General features: G+C 33.3%; 20 protein-coding genes and 1 tRNA gene. 16 read left to right on the forward strand and 5 right to left on the reverse strand.

Annotated elements, in window-relative coordinates; translation table 11 throughout:
- Positions 1-32: 32 nt before the first annotated feature.
- Together P178_RS0100940 and P178_RS0100945 are read right to left on the reverse strand one after the other, a co-directional pair.
- Positions 33-116: transfer RNA gene (locus tag P178_RS0100940), tRNA-Leu, on the reverse strand.
- An 82-nt stretch (positions 117-198) separates the two neighbouring features.
- Complete coding sequence (locus tag P178_RS0100945; RefSeq protein ID WP_027064476.1) at positions 199-1,044, reverse strand: AraC family transcriptional regulator; 846 nt, start codon at positions 1,042-1,044, stop codon at positions 199-201.
- 134 nt (positions 1,045-1,178) lie between these two features.
- Here P178_RS0100945 and P178_RS0100950 point away from each other — a divergent pair, with 134 nt between their 5' ends.
- The 11 genes from P178_RS0100950 (at position 1,179) to P178_RS0101000 (ending at position 12,842) form a co-directional block, all read left to right on the forward strand.
- Entirely contained in the window at positions 1,179-2,096 is a 918-nt protein-coding gene (locus tag P178_RS0100950; RefSeq protein ID WP_027064477.1) for a dihydrodipicolinate synthase family protein, read from the forward strand.
- Between the two features lie 118 nt (positions 2,097-2,214).
- Positions 2,215-3,792 (forward strand): aldehyde dehydrogenase (NADP(+)), encoded by a 1,578-nt coding sequence (locus P178_RS0100955; protein ID WP_027064478.1) that lies wholly within the window; start codon positions 2,215-2,217, stop codon positions 3,790-3,792.
- A 37-nt stretch (positions 3,793-3,829) separates the two neighbouring features.
- On the forward strand, positions 3,830-4,837 hold the full coding sequence (locus P178_RS0100960) for a 4-hydroxyproline epimerase (RefSeq protein WP_027064479.1): 1,008 nt from the start codon (positions 3,830-3,832) through the stop codon (positions 4,835-4,837).
- Between the two features lie 18 nt (positions 4,838-4,855).
- Positions 4,856-6,103: an NAD(P)/FAD-dependent oxidoreductase gene (locus tag P178_RS0100965; protein ID WP_027064480.1), complete on the forward strand. Its 1,248-nt coding sequence runs from the start codon at positions 4,856-4,858 to the stop codon at positions 6,101-6,103.
- 124 nt (positions 6,104-6,227) lie between these two features.
- Positions 6,228-6,629, forward strand: a complete 402-nt coding sequence (locus tag P178_RS0100970) for a response regulator (RefSeq protein ID WP_027064481.1) — start codon at positions 6,228-6,230, stop codon at positions 6,627-6,629.
- Between the two features lie 80 nt (positions 6,630-6,709).
- Positions 6,710-7,252, forward strand: coding sequence for a heme NO-binding domain-containing protein (locus P178_RS0100975; protein WP_027064482.1), 543 nt, complete (start codon positions 6,710-6,712; stop codon positions 7,250-7,252).
- Positions 7,245-9,608 carry a PAS domain-containing sensor histidine kinase gene (locus P178_RS0100980; protein WP_027064483.1) on the forward strand — a complete coding sequence of 788 codons (2,364 nt, stop codon included), beginning with the start codon at positions 7,245-7,247 and terminating at the stop codon, positions 9,606-9,608. Before P178_RS0100975 ends, P178_RS0100980 begins: the two co-directional genes overlap by 8 nt.
- A gap of 11 nt (positions 9,609-9,619) precedes the next feature.
- Complete coding sequence (locus P178_RS0100985; protein ID WP_027064484.1) at positions 9,620-10,750, forward strand: FIST signal transduction protein; 1,131 nt, start codon at positions 9,620-9,622, stop codon at positions 10,748-10,750.
- Positions 10,750-11,814 carry a sensor histidine kinase gene (locus P178_RS0100990; RefSeq protein ID WP_027064485.1) on the forward strand — a complete coding sequence of 355 codons (1,065 nt, stop codon included), beginning with the start codon at positions 10,750-10,752 and terminating at the stop codon, positions 11,812-11,814. Before P178_RS0100985 ends, P178_RS0100990 begins: the two co-directional genes overlap by 1 nt.
- Positions 11,811-12,131 carry a hypothetical protein gene (locus P178_RS0100995; protein WP_036145450.1) on the forward strand — a complete coding sequence of 107 codons (321 nt, stop codon included), beginning with the start codon at positions 11,811-11,813 and terminating at the stop codon, positions 12,129-12,131. Before P178_RS0100990 ends, P178_RS0100995 begins: the two co-directional genes overlap by 4 nt.
- Positions 12,132-12,842, forward strand: a complete 711-nt coding sequence (locus P178_RS0101000) for a LytR/AlgR family response regulator transcription factor (protein WP_027064487.1) — start codon at positions 12,132-12,134, stop codon at positions 12,840-12,842.
- Positions 12,843-12,855: 13 nt separating this feature from the next.
- On the opposite strand, the gene P178_RS0101005 is transcribed toward P178_RS0101000, so the two are convergent.
- The 3 genes from P178_RS0101005 to P178_RS21200 all read right to left on the reverse strand — a co-directional run bounded on the left by P178_RS0101005 (position 12,856) and on the right by P178_RS21200 (position 17,388).
- On the reverse strand, positions 12,856-13,269 hold the full coding sequence (locus P178_RS0101005) for a response regulator (protein WP_027064488.1): 414 nt from the start codon (positions 13,267-13,269) through the stop codon (positions 12,856-12,858).
- A gap of 1 nt (position 13,270) precedes the next feature.
- Positions 13,271-15,058, reverse strand: coding sequence for a sensor histidine kinase (locus P178_RS0101010; RefSeq protein WP_027064489.1), 1,788 nt, complete (start codon positions 15,056-15,058; stop codon positions 13,271-13,273).
- 269 nt (positions 15,059-15,327) lie between these two features.
- Complete coding sequence (locus tag P178_RS21200; RefSeq protein ID WP_051638131.1) at positions 15,328-17,388, reverse strand: tetratricopeptide repeat protein; 2,061 nt, start codon at positions 17,386-17,388, stop codon at positions 15,328-15,330.
- A 225-nt stretch (positions 17,389-17,613) separates the two neighbouring features.
- Here P178_RS21200 and P178_RS0101020 point away from each other — a divergent pair, with 225 nt between their 5' ends.
- From P178_RS0101020 to P178_RS0101040, 5 genes are all read left to right on the forward strand, one after another.
- Complete coding sequence (locus P178_RS0101020) at positions 17,614-18,861, forward strand: oligosaccharide flippase family protein (RefSeq protein ID WP_027064490.1); 1,248 nt, start codon at positions 17,614-17,616, stop codon at positions 18,859-18,861.
- Positions 18,862-19,110: 249 nt separating this feature from the next.
- A complete protein-coding gene (locus tag P178_RS0101025; RefSeq protein ID WP_027064491.1) occupies positions 19,111-20,340 on the forward strand; it encodes a glycosyltransferase in 1,230 nt (409 codons plus the stop codon).
- A 257-nt stretch (positions 20,341-20,597) separates the two neighbouring features.
- Complete coding sequence (locus tag P178_RS0101030; RefSeq protein WP_027064492.1) at positions 20,598-21,737, forward strand: response regulator; 1,140 nt, start codon at positions 20,598-20,600, stop codon at positions 21,735-21,737.
- A gap of 39 nt (positions 21,738-21,776) precedes the next feature.
- On the forward strand, positions 21,777-23,048 hold the full coding sequence (locus P178_RS21205; RefSeq protein ID WP_036145453.1) for an oligosaccharide flippase family protein: 1,272 nt from the start codon (positions 21,777-21,779) through the stop codon (positions 23,046-23,048).
- A 49-nt stretch (positions 23,049-23,097) separates the two neighbouring features.
- On the forward strand, positions 23,098-24,327 hold the full coding sequence (locus P178_RS0101040) for a glycosyltransferase (protein ID WP_027064493.1): 1,230 nt from the start codon (positions 23,098-23,100) through the stop codon (positions 24,325-24,327).
- Positions 24,328-24,385: the final 58 nt, after the last annotated feature.

Below are 24,385 nucleotides of genomic sequence, written 5' to 3' on the forward strand. Positions count from 1 at the left end.
AAAAAAAGGCTAGATGTAAATCTAACCTTTTGTGCCCACGACTAGATTCGAACTAGCACGTCCTTACGAACACTACCCCCTCAAGGTAGCATGTCTACCAATTTCACCACGTGGGCTAATACGAAGTATATTGGACTGCAAATATAGAAACCTATTATGCAATTTAAAATTAATAGTCGAAATATATGGTTCAACTTTTCACTGAAGAAGCGACTGCTGATATTGGGTTGGCGTAATTCCTTTTAGCTTTTTAAATTTTTTATTAAAATTTGATATCGAATTGAAGCCAGACATGTCAGAAACTAAATTTATATTCAACTCCTTTTTAGAAGAGAGCAATTGACAAGCATGTTCAATTCTAAGCTCAATTAAAAATTGAAAGAAGGTCTTGTTAGTTCGTTGCTTAAAGAATTTACAAAATGCGTTAGGCGTCATAAATGCCATTTTAGATATCTCGTCCAATGAAATGGATTGTTGAAAATTCTTCAAAACAAAATCAAATATTTCCTGTAATCGTTCGCCTTCATTTACACTAAGTGTTTTTGAATAAATAAAGCTACTCAAGGGTTCTGTGCTTATTTGCGACAAGTTTTCTAGCAATTCTAAAAATGATATAAAACGTTTCAACCTATTTTGAGATTGTAGCTCTATTAATTGTTGCGCTATAATTTCTTTATTAGTAATTACTTTAAAACCAGTTGTAGCATTCAAGAAGAATTGTTTTAGGTCTTTAAAATACGGAAGCATGAAAAAATCAGAACCAAAAGATTTATCAGTAAAGAAAACGGTTACCATATGCGCATCTTTTTCTTGAGGTATACTTTTGAAAATATGTGGCAGGTTACTGCCTATTACATAGGTGTCTCCTGCTGAAAATTGATGCACACTATCACCAACTAGTAGTTTTCCATTTCCATTTATAATATGGCTTATTTGTATTTCTTCATGCTGATGTAGACGATTATAAAAAATAGGCTCCTTATCTATTTGAACTATTAAATGCTCATCTATAGGTTTCGGTATTTTAAAAGGATATACTTTCATATGCATCTAATTTATCATATTAATTTATAAATAAACAAGTAAGATGATAATATAGTACCATGTATGGATAATATAAAAACACGTAATAGATAATACGACTAGTAATTTTGAGTATCACCAAAACACAAGATAGAATGAGTATTTCATGGACAGGCGTTATGCCAGCAGTTACCACAAAATTTACCGCTAAAGATGAATTAGATCTAGATATGTTCGCGGTTAATATTAATGCACAATTAGAAGCAGGTGTAAGCGGAATTATTCTCGGTGGCACATTAGGAGAAGCAAGTACTCTTACCTCTAATGAGAAAAAGGTTTTAATGAAAGAGACCGTTAAGTTGGTAAAAGGCAAAGTGCCTGTTATTATCAATATTGCAGAACAGACTACTAAGGGTGCCATACATGCCGCACATGTTGCAGAAGAATGTGGCGCAACAGGGTTGATGATGCTACCACCCATGCGTTACAAAGCTAATGATTATGAAACGGTAACTTATTTTAAAGAAACGGCAAATAGTACCAAGCTGCCAATTATGATTTATAATAACCCTATAGATTATGGTATAATGGTGACTCTAGATATGCTAGAAGAATTGATGGAATGTGATAATATACAGGCTGTAAAAGAATCAACTAGAGATATATCTAACATTACTCGAATTAAGACAAGGTTTGGCAATCGCTTAAATGTTTTAACAGGTGTTGATACGTTAGGTCTGGAAAGTACATTAATGGGTGCCGATGGATGGGTAGCCGGATTAGTTTGTGCTTTTCCTGCAGAAACCTGTGCAGTTTTTGAGTTGGCAGAAGCTGGCAGAATTAAAGAAGCCTTAGAAATCTACAGATGGTTTTTGCCATTGTTAGAATTAGATATTAGCCCACAATTGGTACAGAATATTAAAATGGCAGAAGTAGCTACTGGCATAGGTACTGAATATGTTAGAGCTCCAAGACTACCATTAATAGGTGATGAGAGAAAACGAGTTGCTACAGTTATAAAACAAGGTATGGCTACACGACCTACATTGCCAGATTATAAAGGAATTAATTAATTATATATAAATGACACACCTATAGAGTGTTTTTTCAACTTTAGGCAATTGTCTAGAAAGAAGCTAAATTTATTACAGGTTCTTTCTTTACTTTTGAGTAACACGATAAATATAGAGAATGATAAGTGGTACAAATTCAATAGGGAATACATCTTCTAAAAAGGGTAAAGTAACCTTTAAGACCTTTAACCCTAAAGAAAATAAAAATACGGAGTGGACTTTTTATGAGGCAACTTCTAATGAAATTGATGATGCTGTTGAATTGGCAACGAACGCTTTCAAAGTATATAAGCATATTTCTGGATTACGAAAAGCAGAATTTCTAGAAGAAATAGCAACAGAAATAGAAGCGTTGGGCGACGAATTGATTAATACGTATTGTAAGGAGTCTGGTTTGCCAGAAGGTAGAGCAAGAGGAGAACGCGGTCGTACCATGGGGCAATTACGTGCCTTTGCCAATGTTTTAAAAGAAGGTTCTTGGTTAGAGGCTGTTATTGAAAAAGCACAACCAAATAGAGAACCAATGCCAAAATCAGATATACGTAAAATGTTGTTTCCATTAGGTCCTGTGGTGGTATTTGGAGCCAGTAATTTTCCATTGGCGTTTTCAACTGCTGGTGGAGATACTGCTAGTGCACTAGCGGCAGGTTGTCCGGTTATTGTAAAAAGTCATCCAATGCATGCAGGTACGGGCGAATTGGTATCATCGGCAATAATTAAGGCGGCAGAAAAAACTAGTATGCCAAATGGTGTGTTCTCTAATTTAAATAGTAGTGGAATAGAAGTAGGGCAACAATTGGTTAAACACCCTAAAGTAAAAGCTGTAGGTTTTACCGGTAGTATTAATGGTGGTACAGCACTGTACAAATTAGCCAATGAACGTGATGAACCTATACCTGTATTTGCAGAAATGGGTAGTATTAACCCGGTTGTTATCCTGCCCTCGGCGTTAGAAAGTGATAGTGATGCATGGGCAACCAAATACGCTTCGTCAATTACTATGGGTGCGGGTCAGTTTTGTACCAACCCAGGTTTGGTTATAGGAATAAAAGGAGAAAAGTTAAACGGATTCATAAATAAATTATCCGAGGAAATATTAAAATTAGAGCCTACATGTATGCTCCACCCAAATATACATGCCAAATATCAAGAAGGTAAAAAAGAATTGTCTGGTCAAAATGGAGTAACTGTTACTGCAAATTATGAAAAGGATACAAATGAAAATACGGCACAACCATCTATTTTAAAAGTTAGCGGTGCAGATTTTTTAGCAAACACCAAATTACATAAAGAAGTCTTTGGACCGTTTTCAGTAGTTGTTACTTGTGAGAATGCTACTGAACTCGAAAATATCCTTAATCATCTGGAAGGTCAATTAACTGGTACTATTTTAGGATCAGAAGATGATTTGGAAAAGCATACAAATGTTGTAGATGCGCTACAAAGTAGGGTAGGGCGTTTATTGTTTAATGGCGTGCCTACAGGTGTAGAGGTTTGTTCTTCTATGGTTCATGGAGGTCCATTTCCTGCTTCTACTGATGCTCGTTTTACTTCTGTGGGTACATCGGCAATCAAAAGGTGGGTACGTCCGGTTTCTTTTCAAGACTGGCCTAATAAATTATTGCCACAGGCATTACAAGATGAAAATCCACTTAAAATAACACGTCTAATAGAAGGCGTTTATAGCAAGAACTAAAAAAAATAAGTTGAACAACGGTAATTAATGTTTCTAAATGGCAAGTAGCACTTTTGTTTGTATTGATGCGCACACCTGCGGAAATCCAGTAAGGGTAATTAAGCACGGTGGTCCTAATTTATTTGGGAATACAATGAGTGAAAAACGCCAGCATTTTCTAAAGAAATATGATTGGATCCGTAAAGGATTAATGTTTGAGCCTCGTGGACATGATATGATGAGCGGTAGTATATTCTATGCGCCAAGTGATCCAAACAATGATTTTGGTATACTATTTATTGAAACGAGTGGTTGTTTACCAATGTGTGGGCACGGAACAATAGGAGCAATAACAATTGGTATAGAAGAAGGATTGATTGTGCCAAAAGTACCAGGACAGGTTCGTATGGAAACCCCTGCAGGTTTAGTACTTGTTACTTATCGGCAAACAGGAAAGAAAGTAGATTGGGTTAAATTGATCAATGTAAAGTCTTACTTGGCAGCAACAGATTTGACCATTGAATCTTCCCATTTGGGTGAACTGATTTTTGATGTATCCTACGGTGGTAATTTTTATGCCATTATAGATCCACAAAAAAACTTTAGTGGAATACAGGACTATTCCGCCAACGAATTAATACAGTTTAGTCAAGAGCTAAGAGCAGAAATTAATATCAAGTATCCTAATTTATTTATTCATCCAGAGGATACTACCATAAGAAATGTGAGCCATATGTTATGGACAGGAAATACCATGTCTAACACTGCTACCGCAAGAAATGCTGTTTTTTATGGCGATAAAGCAATTGATCGTTCACCTTGTGGTACAGGTACTTCTGCTAGAATGGCGCAGTGGCATGCAAAAGGCAAATTGACTGTCGCCGAAGATTTTATTCATGAAAGTTATATAGGGTCTCAATTTATAGGATGTGTAGAGGAAGAAACAGAATTGGCAGGGAAACCAGCCATTATACCCAGTATTAAAGGTTGGGCGAAAATATACGGCCACAATACTATTACTATAGATGATGATGATCCGTATGCACATGGATTCCAAGTAATATAAATTTAGCAATGATTTAAAATGAAGAATGTAGTTGTTATTGGTGCTGGTATTGTAGGTTTAAGCACTGCGTATTATTTATTGAAAGAAGGATTTCAAGTTACTATAATTGATAAAGGAGACATCACCTCTGGCGCGTCATTTGTAAATGCAGGCTATATAACACCAAGTCATATAATTCCTTTAGCATCGCCAGGTATGATTGCCAAAGGAATTAAAATGATGTTTAATTCTGCGAGTCCGTTTTATATGAAACCCAGGCTTGATACAGATTTTCTTAAATGGTCATGGTATTTTCATAAATCTTCAACCTTAGCCAAAGTGGAAAAAGCTATTCCACTGATAAAGGATATAAATCTTATAAGTAGACAATTATTTACTGATATCAAAAACTCAGGCGATTTAGGAGATTTTCAATTAGAACGCAAGGGCTTATTAATGTTGTATAAGACAGAAGCAAGTTATTTACATGAAAAGAAAGTTGCAGAAAGGGTAAATTTTGAAGGTCTTGAGGTCTCTGATTTAAATAAGTCTGAACTACATAAATTAGAACCTAATGTAAATATAGAAGCAGAAGGAGCTATACATTATGAATGTGATGGACATACTACACCAACAGAAATAATGCCAAAGCTGTTAATTTACTTAAAACAGCAAGGTGTTGTTATTAAGACAAATGAAGAAGTACTTGATATTAAAACTTCAGGAACAATAATTAAGGAGATAATTACAGATAAAGACAGCTATAGACCAGATGAGGTAGTTTTAGCAGCTGGGTCTTGGAGTGGTAACATTGCTAAAAAACTGAATTTAAAACTATCATTGCAAGGCGGTAAAGGCTATAGTATAAATGTAGCACGCGAAACGGGTATTTCAGTACCGGCAATATTGATGGAATCTAAAATGGCGGTAACGCCTATGAACGGATTTACAAGATTTGCAGGTACTATGGAGTTTTCAGGTAACAATGATGTGGTAAGAAAAGAAAGAGTACATGCTATAGCCAATGGTGCACATTCTTTTTATCCTGATATAGAAATAAACGATACAGAGATAAATGCTGTTAAGACAGGTTTACGACCAGTATCGCCAGACGGTTTGCCGTATATAGGTAAATCTTCAAAGTTTACAAACCTTACCATAGCCACAGGACACGCTATGATGGGGTGGAGTTTAGGACCTGCTACAGGGAAGCTAGTTGCAGAGTTATTATCTGATACTAAGCCATCTATGAACCTTACTGCTTTTAGTCCAGAAAGGACATTCTAAAGAATTTTAAAAAATACTCATCGGCATAGAATCACCATTCACCGACACTAAATTGCCATTCACCTACAGTTACCATTTTAACAATCATTAATCGTTGACATTTGTAGTATCAAATAAATGACCAATGGATATATTATTAATAGAAGACGATTTAATCGAAGTAATGAAGTTGAAACGTACAGTTTCTAAACTTAATTTAAAGCATTCGATTATAGAAGCAAAAAATGGTGAAGAAGCATTAACCTATTTAAGGTCAGGTGAAAAATTACCAGATATTATTCTATTAGATTTAAATATGCCAAGAATGAATGGTATAGAATTTCTTGCTATTTTAAAGGAAGATGAAATACTTCAGTATTTACCAACAGTCATTTTAACCACATCTGAAAATAGAGCAGATCTATTAAAATGTTACCAAGCTGGTATAGCAGGTTATGTAATTAAGCCTTTAAAATATGAGGATTATGAGTATAAGCTAAATGCTGTTTTAGAGTACTGGAATGTTAATCAATTGGTTAAAGGCTAACAAAAAAGCTCATTTCACAACATTTTCAAGTATATCTGTATTAATTTTCCTACGTTTGAAAATAAATCAAATATTTTCGAATGAAAGGCATAGTGTTTACAGAGTTTTTAGAAATGGTCGAATCGGAGTTCGGTTTAGAGACTGTTGATAATATTATTGAAAAATCCAATCTACCATCTGAGGGTATTTATACTTCTGTTGCCACCTATGAATTCAATGAAATGGTGGCGTTGATTACCCAATTAAGTAAAGAGGTAGATTTACCCGCCGGAGATTTAATTTATGCCTTCGGTCTTTACTTGTTTTCAAGTTTAAAGAACGCCCATCCAGAGGTTATTCAAAATTATAAATCACCAATTGGTTTACTATATTCTATAGAAGACCATATACATGTACACGTAAAAAAGCTATATCCAGAAGCTGAGTTACCTACATTTAAAATTCTTGAAAAAACAGATACTTCAATTTCAATGATATATTCTTCATCTAGAGGTTTGTATAGATTGGCCCATGGGTTAATTGAGAAAGCATTTGAACATTTTAATGGTAAGGCAGATATAAGCTATGAACTTCTTAAGGAAGATGGTACGGAAGTGAAATTTGATGTAGTACAAAATGGATAATAAAGAAGTTGTTCTCTTAAAAAAAGCCCTTGAAAGGCAAAAAAAGGCACGTAAACAGGCTGAGAGGATTTTAGAGGATAAATCTAAAGAACTTTATGATGTTACTCACCATTTAAGAGAGTCAAATCAAAAGCTTGAGAATTTACTGAGTGAAAAAACCTCAGAGCTTGATGGTATTTTTATAAATATTATAGATCCTTATGTTGTTATGGATCTTCAGTTCAATGTAATAAACATGAACAGGTCGGCCAAAGAGTTTTTGGGCTTTGACCATTTAGAAAAAGTAGTAAACCTTTCTCAATTTATACATCCAGATTTTTTAGCGTATACCCAGGAGTCTATGAGCTCTATGATGGAGGTTGGCAGTTTAAAGAATTATCGAGCAAAGATTATTCTTGACGGTGGTGTTGAAAAATGGATTCAAATAAATGCTAGTCTTGTTTATGATAAAAACCAAAGACCTATTGCCGCACAGGGTATAATTAGAGATATTTCACAAGAAACAGAAGTAAAAAGACTTGTTGCAGAGCAAAAGGCTCAATTAGATATCATTGTAGAAAACTCTCCTCTTGGTATTGTTCTTTCTGTTGATGGCGAAATTCTAAAGACTAATAATACGTTTCTAGAAATGTTGGGATATAATGAGAAGGAACTTAAAAATGTTTCTTTCAAGTCCATATCTCAACCTGAAAAAGTTAAGGGAGGTATATATTCTATTGATGAAATGTGTGCTGGCAAACTAGATAAGTTTACAGAAGTATGGAGATTCAATAAAAAAGATGGTACTACTATTATGGGCAAGACTATGATGTCCGCTATACATGATGACCATAGAAAAACCGATTATCAAGTAGCAATTATAGAAGATATTTCTCATCAATTAGAAGCTGATAGAAAACTTAAGGCATCTGAAAATAGATTATCAGCATTAATTTCTAATTTACAAACTGGGGTGCTCTTAGAAGATGAGAATGGTAAAGTGGCATTGACCAACCAAATGTTCTGTAATATTTTCAATATTAAAAATACTCCTAAAAATCTTATTGGAGTTGACTGTGAAGAATCTGAAAAAGAGAATAAAAAGCTCTTTAAAAATCCCGATAACTTTGTAACTAGAATTGAAGAAATTCTAGCAAAGAAAGAACCTGTATTGGCAGATGAGTTAGAAATGTTAGATGGTAGGGTCTTGGCAAGAGATTTTATTCCTATTGATAATGATGGCGACTATAAAGGTCACTTATGGGCTTACCATGATATTACAATAAGCAAGAATTACAGAAAAAATTTAGAAGCCCAACGAGAAAAATATGGTAGTATAATAGCTAACATGAATTTAGGTTTGGTTGAGGTTGATAATGACGATATTATACAGATGGTCAACCAAAGTTTTTGTAATATGAGCGGCTATGAAAGCAAATATCTTATAGGTAAAGTTGCTTCTAAAGTTGTTAGATTCAAAGATGGTGGCATTATTGAAAAGAAGAATAAAAATAGACTCGGCGGTATATCAGAATCTTATGAAGTAGAAGTCGTAGATAAAAATGATAATGTAAAACATTGGCTAATTAGTGGCGCACCTAGATATGATGATACAGGTTCGGTAATTGGATCTATAGGCATACATTTAGATATAACTGATCAAAAGGAGTTAGAGCTTCAAAAAGAAAGATTACTTAAAGATTTAGAAAATAGTAATCAAGGTCTACAAGAGTATGCGCATATAGTTTCTCATGACCTTAAATCACCATTAAGAAGTATTAGTGCATTGGCTACTTGGTTAAGCGATGATTACAAAGATGTATTAGATGAAAGTGGACGACAAAATCTTGATCTCATGCAAGAGAAAGTTGCATCTATGGATAAATTAATTCACGGTATTCTAGAATATTCAACTGCCAATAGCTCAGCTCTAGATGATTCTAAAGTAAATTTAAATGAAGTCATTACAGATATAGGTGAAACTATATATATACCTGAACACGTAAAATTGGTGATACCTAAACCACTACCAACTATTATGGCAGATAGAATTAAGGTTCATCAGGTTTTTCAAAATATTATTGGTAATGCCGTGGTACATATAGAAAGGGAAGAAGGACTTGTAGAAGTTCTCTGTAAAGATGATGGAGAATTCTGGCAGTTTACTATTAGCGATAATGGAGTAGGTATACCAGAAGAATATCATAAAAAGATTTTTGATATATTTCAATCTATCGGAAATAATGAAAGATCTACAGGTATAGGACTTTCTATAGTGAAGAAAATTGTTGATCGCTACCAAGGTAACGTGTGGGTAGATAGTGTAGTAGGGGAAGGTACCCAATTTCATTTTACTATAAAGAAGCACCATAATTAATATATCTATAAATGAAAATAGTTCAGGCGATAAAAGAACCTAACAAACCTTTTAAACTCAATAATTCTGTTGCGTTAAAAGAGCCGTTGGTATTAGTTTTTGGTAATAGATATTTATTGGAAAGTGATCAAATTTATGCAGAGGTTAGAGAAATGTTTCCCAACGGACATATTGTATTTGGCACTACATCTGGTGAGATTATAGATAATACCGTTCTTGATAACTGTGTTGTATTAACTGCAATTGAATTTGAAAAAAGTTCAATTTTAGTGAAAAGAAGTAATGTTGACGATTTTAATAACGATGATGAAAAATTAGGGAAGAGCCTTATGGCCGAATTCCCAAGTGAAAATTTAAGGCACCTATTCGTTATATCTGAAGGTAGTACCGTAAATGGTAGTGCACTTATTGCAGGAATTGAACATTTAGGAAACATCAGTTTTGGACTTTCTGGCGGACTTTGTGGTGATGATGATCGTTTTGAGCGAACATTGGCTTCCTATAACGAGAACCCTAAAGAAGGTGAAATTATAGCTATTGGTTTTTATGGCGAAACCTTAGAAATTACTAGTTCTAATTATGGTGGGTGGACAACTTTTGGACCCGAACGTATAATAACCAAATCTAATGGTAATGTACTTTATGAGTTAGATGGTAAACCGGCATTAGATTTATATAAAACCTATTTAGGTGAAAAAGCAAAAGAGTTGCCTAAGTCAGCTTTACTATATCCTTTGAGCGTAAAAGCAACACAAGATTCAGAAGCATTGGTGCGTACTATTCTTAATATAGATGAGGTAGAGAATACTATGACACTTGCAGGCGATGTTCCAGAAGGGGCTAGAGTGCAATTAATGATGTCATCTGTAGATGATATTGTAAATGGTGCTTTTCATGCAGCAGAATTAGCTATAAAGGATAGAAAGAACCCTCCAGAGCTTGCATTATTAATTAGTTGCATTGGTAGAAAACTGGTAATGGATCAAAGAACGGAAGAAGAAATAGAAGAGGTAAAAGCCGTAATAGGTGATGATACCGTAATTGGCGGGTTTTATTCCTATGGAGAAATGGCTCCGTTTAGTGGTCAAGATAGTTGTAAACTACATAACCAGACCATGACTTTAACCTTATTTAGCGAATAATGCATTCACTATTAAAAAGACAGATTCGAAAATATTTACCTGATGATCTAGAATCAAATCCGGAAATGGATAAGTTTTTAGAGGCAATAGAAAAATCGTATGAAAATTACGATGATAAATTTTCTATGCTTCATAGGGCTTCGACAATTAGCTCTGATGAACTTTTTGAAGCAAATAAGAAATTGCAGAAAGAAGCAGAGCAGCAAAAGAATATTTTAAATTCATTAGAAAACGCCATTCGTAGTTTAACAGACAATTTAAACGAAGAGCAATTATTTGGTCAGAATATACAAGATGAGTTTAATGCAGAACATCTGGCGGGTTACATAAGTAATTTAGCTTCTCAGTTTTCTCAGATGACAGTTGAAAAAGATAAACTCCTAATCAGCTTAGAAAACCAAAATGAGTCTTTAAATAATTATGCGCAAATGGTATCGCATGATTTAAAATCACCTATTAGAAACATTAATGCTTTAATGAGTTGGATCATACAAGATGAGAAAGACAAATTCTCTGACACCAGTAAAGAGAATTGCTCGTTAATATCTCAAAACCTGTCAAAGATGGATAAGCTTATTTCGGGTATACTAAGCCATGCTACATTAGGTGAAACAGAGGAGTTTAAGGTTTCGTTTAATTTAATAGATAGTTTAAAAGATATAGAACGCACAATTTATGTTCCAGATAATATAATATTTGAGTATCCTAAAGAGTTACCACAGATGGTTTTTGAAAAATCACGTTTAGAGCAATTGTTCATGAACTTGTTTACAAATGCTATTACGGCGACAGAAAATGTAAAAAAAGGAGTAATTAAAATTCGCTACGAACCAGATGAAGTGTATTGGAAATTTAGTGTTTCCGATAATGGTAAAGGAATTGCGGTTAAACATCAAAAAGGGATTTTTGAAATGTTTAAAAAATTAGAAACAGCAAATAATGCAACCGGAATAGGACTTGCAATTGTTAAGAAAATTGCAGTTCTTTATGAAGGTGATGTATGGTTGGAGTCAGAAGAAAATGTAGGTACTACATTTTTTATAACTTTAAAAAAGAATTTATGATAGATCAACCTAACCTTAATTATGTAAATGAACTTGCCGGGGACGATGTTGAATTTAGAGGTCAATTCATCGATATAATTAAAAACGAGTTCCCCCTAGAAAAAGAAGAGTATTTTGGTCATGTGTCTAATGCTAGAGTAAAAGAAACAGCCGAAATAGTACATAAATTAAAACACAAATTCAATATTCTGGGCATGGAAAATTCCTATAAGTTGGCTGTTGTTTACGAAATGGAATTATTAGAAGGTAAGCACGATAGCCAATCTAAATTCAATGAGATTTTAGAGACTATTGAAGAATATATTAAAACCATATAAATGAACTGTATTATTATTGATGATGAAGCTATGGCAAGGGCAATTGTTAGACAATTGTGTTCTAAAATACCAGAGCTTGATGTCATTGAAGAATTTGATAATGCCATATCTGCAATTAAATTTCTAAATCAACAGGATATAGATGTCATATTTTTAGATATTCATATGCCTGGTTTTAGTGGCGTTGATTTTGTACAGACACTTAAAAATCCGCCAAAAATTGTTCTAACTACTTCAGATACAGATTTTGCTATTGCAGCCTATGAATACGAATGTATTGTTGATTATTTGGTAAAGCCTATAACCCAAGAAAGGTTTGAAAAGAGTATTGCCAAAATTTCTAGTATTTCTAACCAAAGGCCACAAGCTAAAGTAGAATCTAAACAAGATGCTGTAGAGGGTGAAGATTTGTATATTAATATTGATAGAAGATTAATAAAGCTTAAGCTCCAAGATATTTTAGTGATAGAGGCTAAAGGTGATTATATTGATGTTAAAACAGAAAAAGAGGAATATAGAGTGCATACGACCTTAAAGAAAATTAAGGAAAAGCTACCTGAGAAACTATTTCTACAGATACACCGGTCGTATATAATTAATTTTACTAAAATTGTAGATATTGAGGATAATAGCGTTTTGATTGCGAAAAATGTAGTTCCTATAAGCCGATCTAATCGTCCAGAATTAATGAGACGATTAAACCTACTATAGCAATCAAATTATACTACCAATTTTCGTGGTAAATTTTTGTAAAGATTTCTGCTAACTGAACCTTATTTACAGGCTTAATAACATAACCTGTTAAATCTTCAAAGTCAGAGGCTCTTTTAATATCACTATCACGCATAGAAGAACTCACCATATAGATATTTACGTCGTTTTGAATTTTGTCCTTAAGTTTTTTAAACTCGTTTAAAAATCCCCATCCATCTAAGAATGGCATGTTAATGTCTAAGAAAATGACTTCAGGAAGATCAATCTTTTCTTCGGTACATTTAGAAATATATTCAACAGCTTGTTCTCCATCTGTAAATGTACTTACCACCAAATCTTTCGATAATTGATGAATGGTCTTTTCCATTATATATAAATACAGTTCGTCATCATCTACGAGTAAAATATTTGGTTTTGTAATCATTTTAAAATATTAGTTTAAACGTGGTTCCTACTCCTTCTTTGCTATTAATTGTTATGGTTGCGTTGAGCGCGTCTAGTTGAGATTTTACCAGAAATAGTCCCATACCTTTGCCAGAAATATTTCTATGAAATCTTTTGTAGAGCTTAAATACGTTGTCACCATGGCGTTCCATATTCAACCCAATACCATTATCCCTTACATATAAGACTTTGTGCTTGTTTTCTATTGCAGATTTAAATTCTATGTATGACGCAACATTGTCTCTTTTGTATTTTATAGAATTTGAAATAAAGTTGTGAACGATGCTTTGCATATAAAATTTTGAATATGAAATATGATCCCAGGTATCTAAGTTTATCAATACTTCAAATCCGGTATCATCTAACAGAGTTTCGGTAAATTCATTTTTAACTTCAAGTATTAGTTTCTTAAGGTCTATATCTTCAATTTTAACTTCTTGGTTATCCAAAATAGACACATAGTCATTAATATCTTCAGTAAGGTGAGTAATACTTTTTGCTATTTGATCAAGTTTAGGGAGAAGCTGATTGAGTATCTCTGGATTCTTTTCTTTTTGTATCATATCGACGATTACCGACATGCTAGTTACAGGTGAACGCAAGTTGTGAGAAATTAAATAATTGAAATCACTTAACTGTTTGTTTCTTATTTCCAAACTGTTATTCATTTCATTGACCATTACATTGTTCTCTTCTAATAAATCACTGTTTCTAGTCAGCATTATATTCTTACTTTCAAGTTCTTTATAGAACAATTCTTTTTGAGTTTTCTTTTTTTGAAAAACATAGCATAAAGCTAGTAAGCCTACAATAGCTATTACGTTGAACGTAATTAAACTATCATACAATGGTTCTAGGTATTTTTTTAAAAGTCTTGGCGGTATCTCAATAATCATATACCAATTAGATGGTGTAATGATTTCTGAAGGCGGTTTTGATATTGACCCAAACGAATTTTTCGTTCCATTTAGAATTACAGGTTGCATTCGCCATATATGGTCATTATCTATAATTGTGCTGTCTTTTGTAATTCCTTTTATGCTGGTAATTAATTTATTGGGAAATATGTTATCAACTCTGCCGGTTTCATAAGGTAAATCTTCTTCATGTAAGCTAGAGCTAATTAATCTATGATTCTCGTCTAATAAATAAAGTTCTGTATCGGCAACTTTAGATTTTAGTTGGTCTAGTACTCTTTTCATTTTAAAATTAATAACCACTAAACCTATTCTGGTTTCCGTAGTATCATAAATTGGCGCAACGGCTCTAATTACGGGTTTATTGGGTTTTTCAATAATTCCATGCTCCCTATTAAGGCTTATTTGTGATAGGTATAATTGATCTTTATTCAATGCTAGCCCTTCCTTTACATACTGTTGGTTTTCTTTATTCTGTAAATTGCCAATGGTAATGGAATCTGCGTTATTACGAACGGCTCTATATAGCTCTTGTCCTTTAAGGTCTATAAAACGAAACTGATCATAATCTGTTATTTCTTTAATCAATTCAATATATCGATCCATAAAAGCAGTATGCTTTCCTATAGGATCAAAATTTACCGGATATTCTAAGTTTGCCCAATAATGGGTATCTGCAAGTAAGGCATTACATTGCTCTAAAAAGTATTTTTTTTTAATTTCAACATCCCGTTTCTGAAACTCAGATAACGTATTTATTTGCTTTGTCTTTTGAGAGGCAAAGACATATAAAGAAAGGGCTACCAACGGAAGGTAAAGCCCTATAAACATTTTCAAAATTCTTTTCCACATATAAACTCAATTAGAGTCTCATTTTCAATAATAATTCTACAATGGGGGAATTTTGTATCCTTACGCTAAAATAGGTAAAATTCTTACAAATTATTATCTTTTATTTATAATTAGGCTGATAAAACCAGTGATTAGCATTAAATAATATAAATTTTTGTAAGATATTTTATATTAGATATTACCATATAGCACTTAGAGTGATTTTTAGGTATAGTTATACCTAGAATTGAAAAATTAAATTGCAGTAATTGGGACTATTTTTCTGCTGTTTAATCTAGGTTTAAGCTTTTATAAAAAAGTGGTTTCTTTAGAAATAACCATTTCGCTTTTACACCTATTTCGGTAAACTCGAATCCGGCTGCTGTTGCAGAGGCAATATTACTGTACTTACCATAAATATTTAAGCTAAAACGTTTAGAAAACTGTCGTTGCACAGAAGCTTCAGCCCTAAAAATGGCAGTTTTATCATCATCCTCTACTTGCTGTATACCAGTTGCAGCACTAGCCATGTAAGTTGTTTTTTCTGAGATGTTACCACGTATGTCTGCAAATATTTCAACTGCTTTGTACACTTCTGGACTAAAATATATGGTAGGTAGTTGATCTTTAAAAGTAATATACTGGAAGTTTACACCCATTTTCAACGCAGGTTTACGCAGCACATTATAATATAATGAGGTAAATAATAACTTTCTAACGTTATCATCACTCTGTTGGGTGTGCATAAGTTGTGTATACCAACCAAAATTCACATTTGTACCAAGGTTATAATTAAGTCCGTAATGGTTTTGTACAATTTCACGTTCTATTAATTCAGCATTAAAACTTTGTACCTCTCGTTGGTACCCAAGTGTTAAGTTTTGCAATTTAAAGGGTTGCATATCTAACTTAATATCTAAAACTGGTTGTGTATATGCTTCGTCTAAAAACCTAGAGTTGTTTAAACCGATAACCGTTTTTAAAACAGTTTTAGGAAATAATTTGTATTGTAATCCGGCCAATAATACATGAGAGGTTGCTTTATTATCGGTTACACTATTTTCTGTATTTCGAAAAAAGTAAGAAACCGTAGTTCTAAATTTTGTACTAAAAGGTACATCAACGGTAGTGTTGGTGAAAAATGCCACATTATTACCGTTGTCAAAAGTATAGGCTGCATGTTCCTCAATTGTAGGGGTATGCATTAAATTCAGTTTTTCTATAAAACCTTTGGCATCCTTCTGATTTTTATAAAATTTTAAAGTTGAGTTTGCCATATTATAGGCAGGAATAATTCTGTCAGAAGCGAATAATGCATTTGCCTTACCTAAATTTCCATCAAAAGAAGCACTGTCGTTTACTAATATTCTATCATAACTTTCAACGCTAGACTTAGCATCTCCTGTGTATAAACCTAATGTAGCTTTTAAAGCTAAAATCCAATTTTTATTTGGGTTATGTGTCTCTAGGCTATCAATCTTATTCTTTGCAGAAATAAATTTTCTATTCCATATTAATGCCTGTACATAACGATCGTAAGTACTAGCTGTCAATGCCTCGTCATCAATTTTTGCAACTTTTCTAATAGCGCTTTTAGATATTTCTAAAGCTTCTTTATTATTTTCATCTATATGTTCTGCTAGCGCAATACCATTTAATGCGGTAATAGAATCTTTGGGTGTAGTTGCATATCTAATATAGATATCCTTTGCTTTATCGGCTTCTTTAACAATAAGGTATAAATTAGCCAAGTTGATCAAAACATCTTTATCTTCTGGGAAATCCTCAAATATTTTCTTTAATGTCTGTTCACCTTTACCATATTGTTGGTTGTTTACAAAATCGTTGGCATAACCTAATCTCATAAACTTTCTAGAGATTTTTGCACTCGTGTTTTCTGGTTGTAATTGAATAGCTTTTTCAACCCAGCTTAACGCTAATTTGTATTCTTTTAGATTACTTAAGGTGTTGGCGTACCCTAAAACTGCACCAAATTTTGTTGGATATTTTTCTACTAGATCTGCATATAATGGTTTGGCTTGCTCATATTTTTTAGCCCATAGGTATGACTCGTTATAATTTATTAATATCTCAAAATCACCTGGATACTCTTTTAAAAGCTCAGAAAATAAGTTAGTAGCTTTTTGCGGTTCTCCACTTAAGCCAACTGCACGTCCAAAACAAAGTTTTGCTGTTTTATTATCAGGGTCGGTTTTAAGGTATTCTTGAAAAAAAAGTTCAGCTTCTTGAAACTCTCCTTTTTCCAATAAACCAAAGCCTTTGGTCATATCAGATTGTGCCCTTAATAATGAAGTGGTGAATAAAAAAAGGAATATTACTTTGCGAATCATTTAAAAGTCAGATTAATACTACAAATACCTAACGGTAATTATTGCAATTTATTTGTCATAATTAATATTGTAAAGATAAAATTGCCTTCTCCGTAACGGAAGTAAGATAATTGCCATTCATCTATAGTAATTGGTCACCTACCTAAATGCCTATTAAATTAACGCTAGCCTTCATGATATTTGAGGTATAACCAAGTCAATGTTTAGACTCTAAAAAACATAATCATGACGGCAATTAAATTAGTATTCAATAAAGTTTCTCCCGAAAAATTATTTATGGGGAGTGTATTGGTCGTTAATGGTGGTAATTATCTCTATAACCTTATATTAGGTAGATTGCTTGGTCCGGCAGCATATAGTGACGCTGCTTTACTTATTACGTTATTACTTGTACTATCTTTTTTAGGAATGACATTTCAACTTGCCACGGCAAAATTCGCAATCTTATTTACTGGTGATAATTGGGTTGCTTTTAAGCAACTTTTATATACTTATGCTTTAGGTTTTGGAACCCTAATAGGTGTTTTACTTTTTGCCTTTTCGGGGCACCTACAAACTTTATTTCATACAGAATCTGACTTGCTGTTTAAAACTTTTGCCGTATCGGTACCGTTATATTTTTTTATGTCTGTAAACAGAGGAAGGTACCAAGGAAAGCAAGACTACCAAAAATTATCAATTACTTACCAAACTGAAATGTGGAGTAGGTTAATATTGACTTTAGCACTTTTATGGATAGTACCTACTACACCAGCTTTCTTAGTTTCATTAGGTATTGTTCTTTCTTTTGTATTTGGACTGATACCTACTAATTTTAGTATAAAAAATTTAAAAAAGAAAGTCTCTTTATCTAAGGAGAATAAACGAAAAGTCATCAGTTTTATAGTATTGACAGCTTGCTACGAGCTTACCCAAATAATAATTAATAATAGCGATGTACTTTTAGTGAAGCATTATTTTGACACTGTAAATGCAGGGCTTTATGCTTCATTGGCCATGATTGGTCGTGTGGTATATTTTGTGGCTTGGATGTTTGTTATGCTATTGTTACCCGCTGTGGTTCAAAAACAGAAAGATGGTGAAGCAACCGCACCAATATTAATAAAGTATGTAAGCTATGTGGCCGTATTGGCAATTTCTATAATTTTCTGCTGTGCCGTTTTTCCAACATTAATTATTCAATTAATGTTTGGCGACGCCTATATTTCTATGGCGCCATTATTATGGCAGTATGCACTTGCTACCTCTTTGTTTGCCATCTCTAATATATTTGCATATTACTTTTTATCATTAGATCAGTACGTGCCTGTTATTCTATCTGGTGTTCTAGGAATTTCACAAATAATCATGATTATTTTCTTTCATAGTTCATTGTATATGGTAGTTCAAGTTCAAATCATAGCAATGGTAGCCTTGTTAGTTGCTCAACTGCTTTACTTTACCACTAATAATATTCTGAACAAGACCATATAACCCTTTTGTATTAAAAAAATATAATCCAAAAGAAATCTCGCACTTTAAGATTCAAATCTAAATAGATGAATAGTGTATTGAAATTAATGTTGGCTATAATGGTGTGTATAGTTGAATTTTTGGCTTACCGAATGTTTAATTCCATTCATCTACAGTAAATCTTCATCCACCTAAAATAGCCTAAAAAAACTTCTTCTTAGTTGGATATTTGTATCAGAAATAACCCAAATAGTATTTAAACCTTAACCTATGAAGCTTGCTATTGTAACTGCTTATCCCCCAAGTAAAGTGACCTTAACCGAATACGGATACCACTTAGTAAAACATTTTAGACTCCAAAAAGAAGTAACAGAAATAATATTAATTACCGACAAGACTGATGGAGAGAAAGATCTTAATTTTAATGAAGATGGATGTAAGATTACGGTAAAAGAATGTTGGAGTTTTAATGACTACACTAACCTATTTAAAATTAAACGTGTAATTACAGAAACTAAACCAGATGCAGTGCTTTTTAACTTACAGTTCTTAAAATTTGGAGATAAAAAGATACCAGCGGCACTTGGTTTAATGCTACCATTAATGTGCAAATTAAAGGGTATACCAACTATTTCGTTATTGCATAATATTTTGGAACAAGTAGATTTAGAAAATGCCGGTATTACTTCTAATAAATTGATGCAAAAGGTTTACGGCACAATTGGTAATATGTTGACCAGGTTTGTATTGGCTTCAGATGTTGTAGCGGTAACTATAAGTAAATATCAGACTATACTAGAAGACAAATATGTGTCTAGAAATGTAGCAGTTATTCCACACGGTTCTTTTGAAACTCCGCCAGAACCTGTCTATAAATTGCCCGTAGGACCAAAGAAAGTTATGGCTTTTGGAAAGTTTGGTACCTATAAAAAGGTAGAGATTATGATTGAGGCTATTGAATTGATTAGAAAACGTAGCAATGAGGATATTGAAATAGTAATTGCGGGTACAGATAGTCCCAATACCCCTGGTTATTTAGCTGGTATTAAAAAGAAATATGCGCATGTAGAACAATTACATTTTACAGGTTATGTTGCAGAAGAAGATGTACCGGTAATTTTTGGTGAAAGTGTCGTGGTTGTTTTTCCATATACATCTACTACGGGTAGTTCCGGTGTTCTTCACCAAGCTGGTAGTTACGGTAAAGCGGTTGCATTACCAGATTTGGGAGACTTAAGTATTTTGGTAAAGGAAGAAGGTTATAAAGGTGAATTTTTTGAACCAGAAAGTGCTGAGTCTTTGGCAGATGCTATTGAAAATATTCTGGCACATGATTCATACAGAATCTATTTAGCTAAAGCAAATTACAGAGCAGCTTGTTCATTGCCTATGTCAGATATTACAAAAATGTATGTTGAGTATTTTAAAGTATTACAAATAGCAAAATCCAAAGGGTTCATTTTAGATGTACCTACGATAGAAAAAGAATTAACGATATAAACTTTTTGGTTAGGTTTAGTGAAAGAGGGGGTAGTGTGGTTAGCTACTCCCTTTTTATTTATTTAAGTTTAATTTCAAAACCAAATTCCATCTAAATTCTTACAATTATTATTTTCATTTGTTGCAGTTATGGTAGTATGTAAATCAGTCAGTTATATTTTAATTAAAAAAAATTATTTTGATTTTATTTTCATAATACTTACAATTTTTATAAAATAATACGTTATATGTAAGTTAAATCTTACTAGCATAAAACCATGAAAATACTAACTATTGATGATCAACAACTGATTTTATTATCGGTTGAAAAGCGACTTACTGAATTGGGTTATGATGTAATGACAGCCAATTCGGGTAAAAAAGGTATAGAAATATATGATGCTTTTGAGCCAGATTTGGTTCTTGTAGATATAAATATGCCAGATATCTCTGGTCTTGATGTGGTTAAACACATTAAAGAGATTAATAATAAAAATACCCCTGTTTTAATAATGTCAGGTAATACTGATGAGACTATAATTATGGATGGCTTTACTCTGGGCATCGATGATTATATGAAAAAACCTGTGAGCTTATCTGAAATGGCAGCTCGTATTAAAAGGTTAATTGGCGCTCCTGTCGTTCAAGGAGGTGAAACAGTTTCAGGTAATGCTAGAATGCTCCAAAAAAACTGTGTTGGTGTTGTTATACCTTGTTATAACGAAGAAGAACGCCTTTTAGGTAAAGAGTTTAGAGATTTTGCACATAGTAATCTAGGGTATCATCTTTGTTTTGTAAACGATGGTAGTACAGATAAAACTTTAGAAGTTCTTGAAGAACTGAAAAAAGGAAACGAAAGCAATATTAGTATCTATAATTGCGAGAAAAATGGTGGTAAGGCCGAAGCTGTTCGCAAAGGTATGCTACACATGGCAAAAGATAGTCAACTAGACTATATAGGCTTTTTAGATGCCGATTTATCTACTGATTTTAGAGATTTTGATGATTTAGTGGAAACGTTGGATCAATCTAATTTTAAAATAGTAAGTGGTTCTAGAATGAGTAGAATGGGAGCGGATATTACTAAAGAGTCTGCCCGTAAGATTATTAGTATGACTATTAATCTTATTATTAGAACCATTTTAAGAATGCCTTTTAATGATACACAATGTGGTGCAAAAGTTATGGACCGCTCAGTAGTTCCGTTACTTTTTGAAAAAAAATTCATAACGAAGTGGCTTTTTGATGTGGAGATGTTCATTAGAATGAGAAAGCATTATGGTAAAGTCGAAGCCAAAAAGCTTATTTGTGAGCAACCATTAAAACGTTGGATTCATGCAGATGGATCAAAACTATCAATGAAAGACTCTGTAAAGATTGTTGGTCAATTGGCAAAAATCGCCTATGTATACAGATAAATTAATTTCTCCCAAACCCCCGAAAACCCTATCAAAATCATGTCGGCAATAAGATTAGCAATTAAGCGAATTTCCCCTAAACAATTGTTTATGGGTAGTGCGTTGCTGGTAAATGGTGGTAATTATTTATACAATTTACTTTTAGGTAGACTTTTAGGTCCCGAAGCTTTTGCAGATGCGGCATTATTGGTAACCTTATTATTAGTGTTATCTTTTGTAGGCATGACCTTTCAATTAGCGACTACAAAATTTGCGGTGCTATTTTCGGATGAAACCTGGGTGGCATTTAAGAATACCATGTATAGATATGCATTGGTATTTGGTGTCTTTACAGGTATCCTCGTACTCGTTTTTTCAAAAAATCTACAAGCGCTATTTAATACGCAAAATCATTATATGTTTATGATTTTTGCTGTCGCTATTCCGCTATACTTTGTTATGAGCGTTAATAGGGGAAGATTTCAGGGAAAGCATGATTTTGGAAAATTAGCGGGCACATACCAAACGGAAATGTGGAGTAGGTTACTGCTTACTTTTGCGCTATTATTATTGGTGCCCTTTGAACCGGGTGTTTTAATTGCTGTAGGTATCGCTGTGTCGTTTATTTTTGGTCTTTTTCCTTCAGATTTTAAGGGAGTTCAACTATTTTCTAAAAGTAAGTTGGCTTCTGTAGATTTAAGACAAGTCTGGATTTTTATTGGCTTAACTGCTGGTTATGAACTTACACAGATTATCATTAACAATAGTGATATTCTATTGGTAAAGCATTATTTCAATGATAAGAATGCGGGTTTATATTCATCTCTAGCATTAATTGGTAGAGTAGTGTATTTTGTAGCTTGGATGTTTGTAATGCTACTTATGCCAACTGTAATACAAAAACAAAAGGATGGCGAGGCAACTGCACCCGTACTTTTTAAGTATGTGTTCTTTATTGGTGGCTTATCGACCTTTATAGTTTTTGTATGCTTTCTGTTTCCGAATTTGATCATTACGTTAATGTTCGGTGATGCATATTTGTCTATTGCACATTTACTTTGGAAATATGCTTTGGCGACATCACTATTCGCAGTCTCTAATATTTTTGCATACTACTTTCTGTCCTTAAATCAATATTCGCCTGTAATATTATCCGGTTTATTAGGGTTTTCTCAGGTGGCACTAATCATGTTATATCATGAGAATTTAGAAACCGTAGTACATATGCAAATAATTGCCATGGTGATACTATTGGTAGCACAACTATTATTTTTCATCATTAAGAATAAGAAAGATTCATCAGCCTTAAAAAAGCAAAATAATTTGGTCTAGCACTGCTTTTCCAAAACAAAATAACCCTGTATACTAAAATTTAGTTCAAATGAAATTAGCAATCGTAACCGCCTATCCGCCCAGTAAAGTAACTTTAACAGAGTACGGTTATTACTTGGTAAAACACTTTAGACTTCAAGAAGAAGTGACCGAATTAATTTTGATTACCGATCGAACCGATGAACCTAAAGATTTAAACTTTGAAGAAAACGGTTGTAAGATTACGGTAAAGGAATGTTGGAGCTTTAACAGCTACAATAATATCTTTAGTATTAGCAAGACCATTTCGCAAACAAAGCCAGATGCCGTATTATTCAATCTTCAGTTTTTAAAATTCGGAGATAAGAAAATACCGGCGGCACTAGGGCTAATGCTTCCATTTATTTGTAAAACAAAAGGGATACCAACAATTTCATTGTTACATAATATTCTTGAACAAGTAGATTTGGAGAATGCTGGTTTTACCAAAAATAAAGCATTACAGAGCATCTACAATTTTATAGGAACTACATTGACCAAATTTGTTTTAGCTTCAGATATACTTGCAGTAACTATTAGTAAATATGTTACTACGTTAGAAGAAAAATATAAGGTTAAAAATGTTGCGTTAATACCGCATGGCGCTTTTGAAACTCCGCCAGAACCAGATTTTAAACTTCCGGCTGGTCCAAAACAGGTGATGGCTTTCGGTAAATTCGGTACGTACAAAAAAGTAGAAATACTTATTGAAGCCGTAGAAGAAATTAGAGCTCGAACCAATGAAGATTTAGAAATCGTTATTGCAGGTACAGATAGCCCTAATACCCCTGGTTACTTAGAAGAAATGAAACAAAAATATAGCCATGTACCTCAAATTAGATACACAGGTTATGTAGCAGAAGAAGATGTGCCTAAAATATTTGGAGAAAGCGCAGTTACTGTTTTTCCTTATACTTCTACTACGGGCAGTTCTGGTGTATTGCACCAAGCTGGTAGTTATGGTAACGCTGTTGCCTTACCGGATTTAGGAGATCTTAGTGTTCTAGTAAAAGAGGAAGGCTATACCGGAGAGTTCTTTGATGCTCACAGTACTTCGTCTTTGGCAGATGCTATTGAAAAAATTATTACAGACGATGCCTATAGAATACAATTGGCAAAACAAAATTATAAAGCAGCTTGCTCTTTACCAATGTCTACAATTACACAAATGTATATAGATTACTTTAAGGCAATCCAAAAATCAAAAGAAACTGGTTTCAATATTGATATATCAACTATGGAGAAGAAATTGGTTCATTAAGAATTGATATGGTTAGTATGAAAGGGCTGGTTTTTAACCAGCCTTTTTTATTTAAAAT

The sequence above is a fragment of the Maribacter sp. Hel_I_7 genome, assembly GCF_000688315.1.
Taxonomy (GTDB): domain Bacteria; phylum Bacteroidota; class Bacteroidia; order Flavobacteriales; family Flavobacteriaceae; genus Maribacter; species Maribacter stanieri.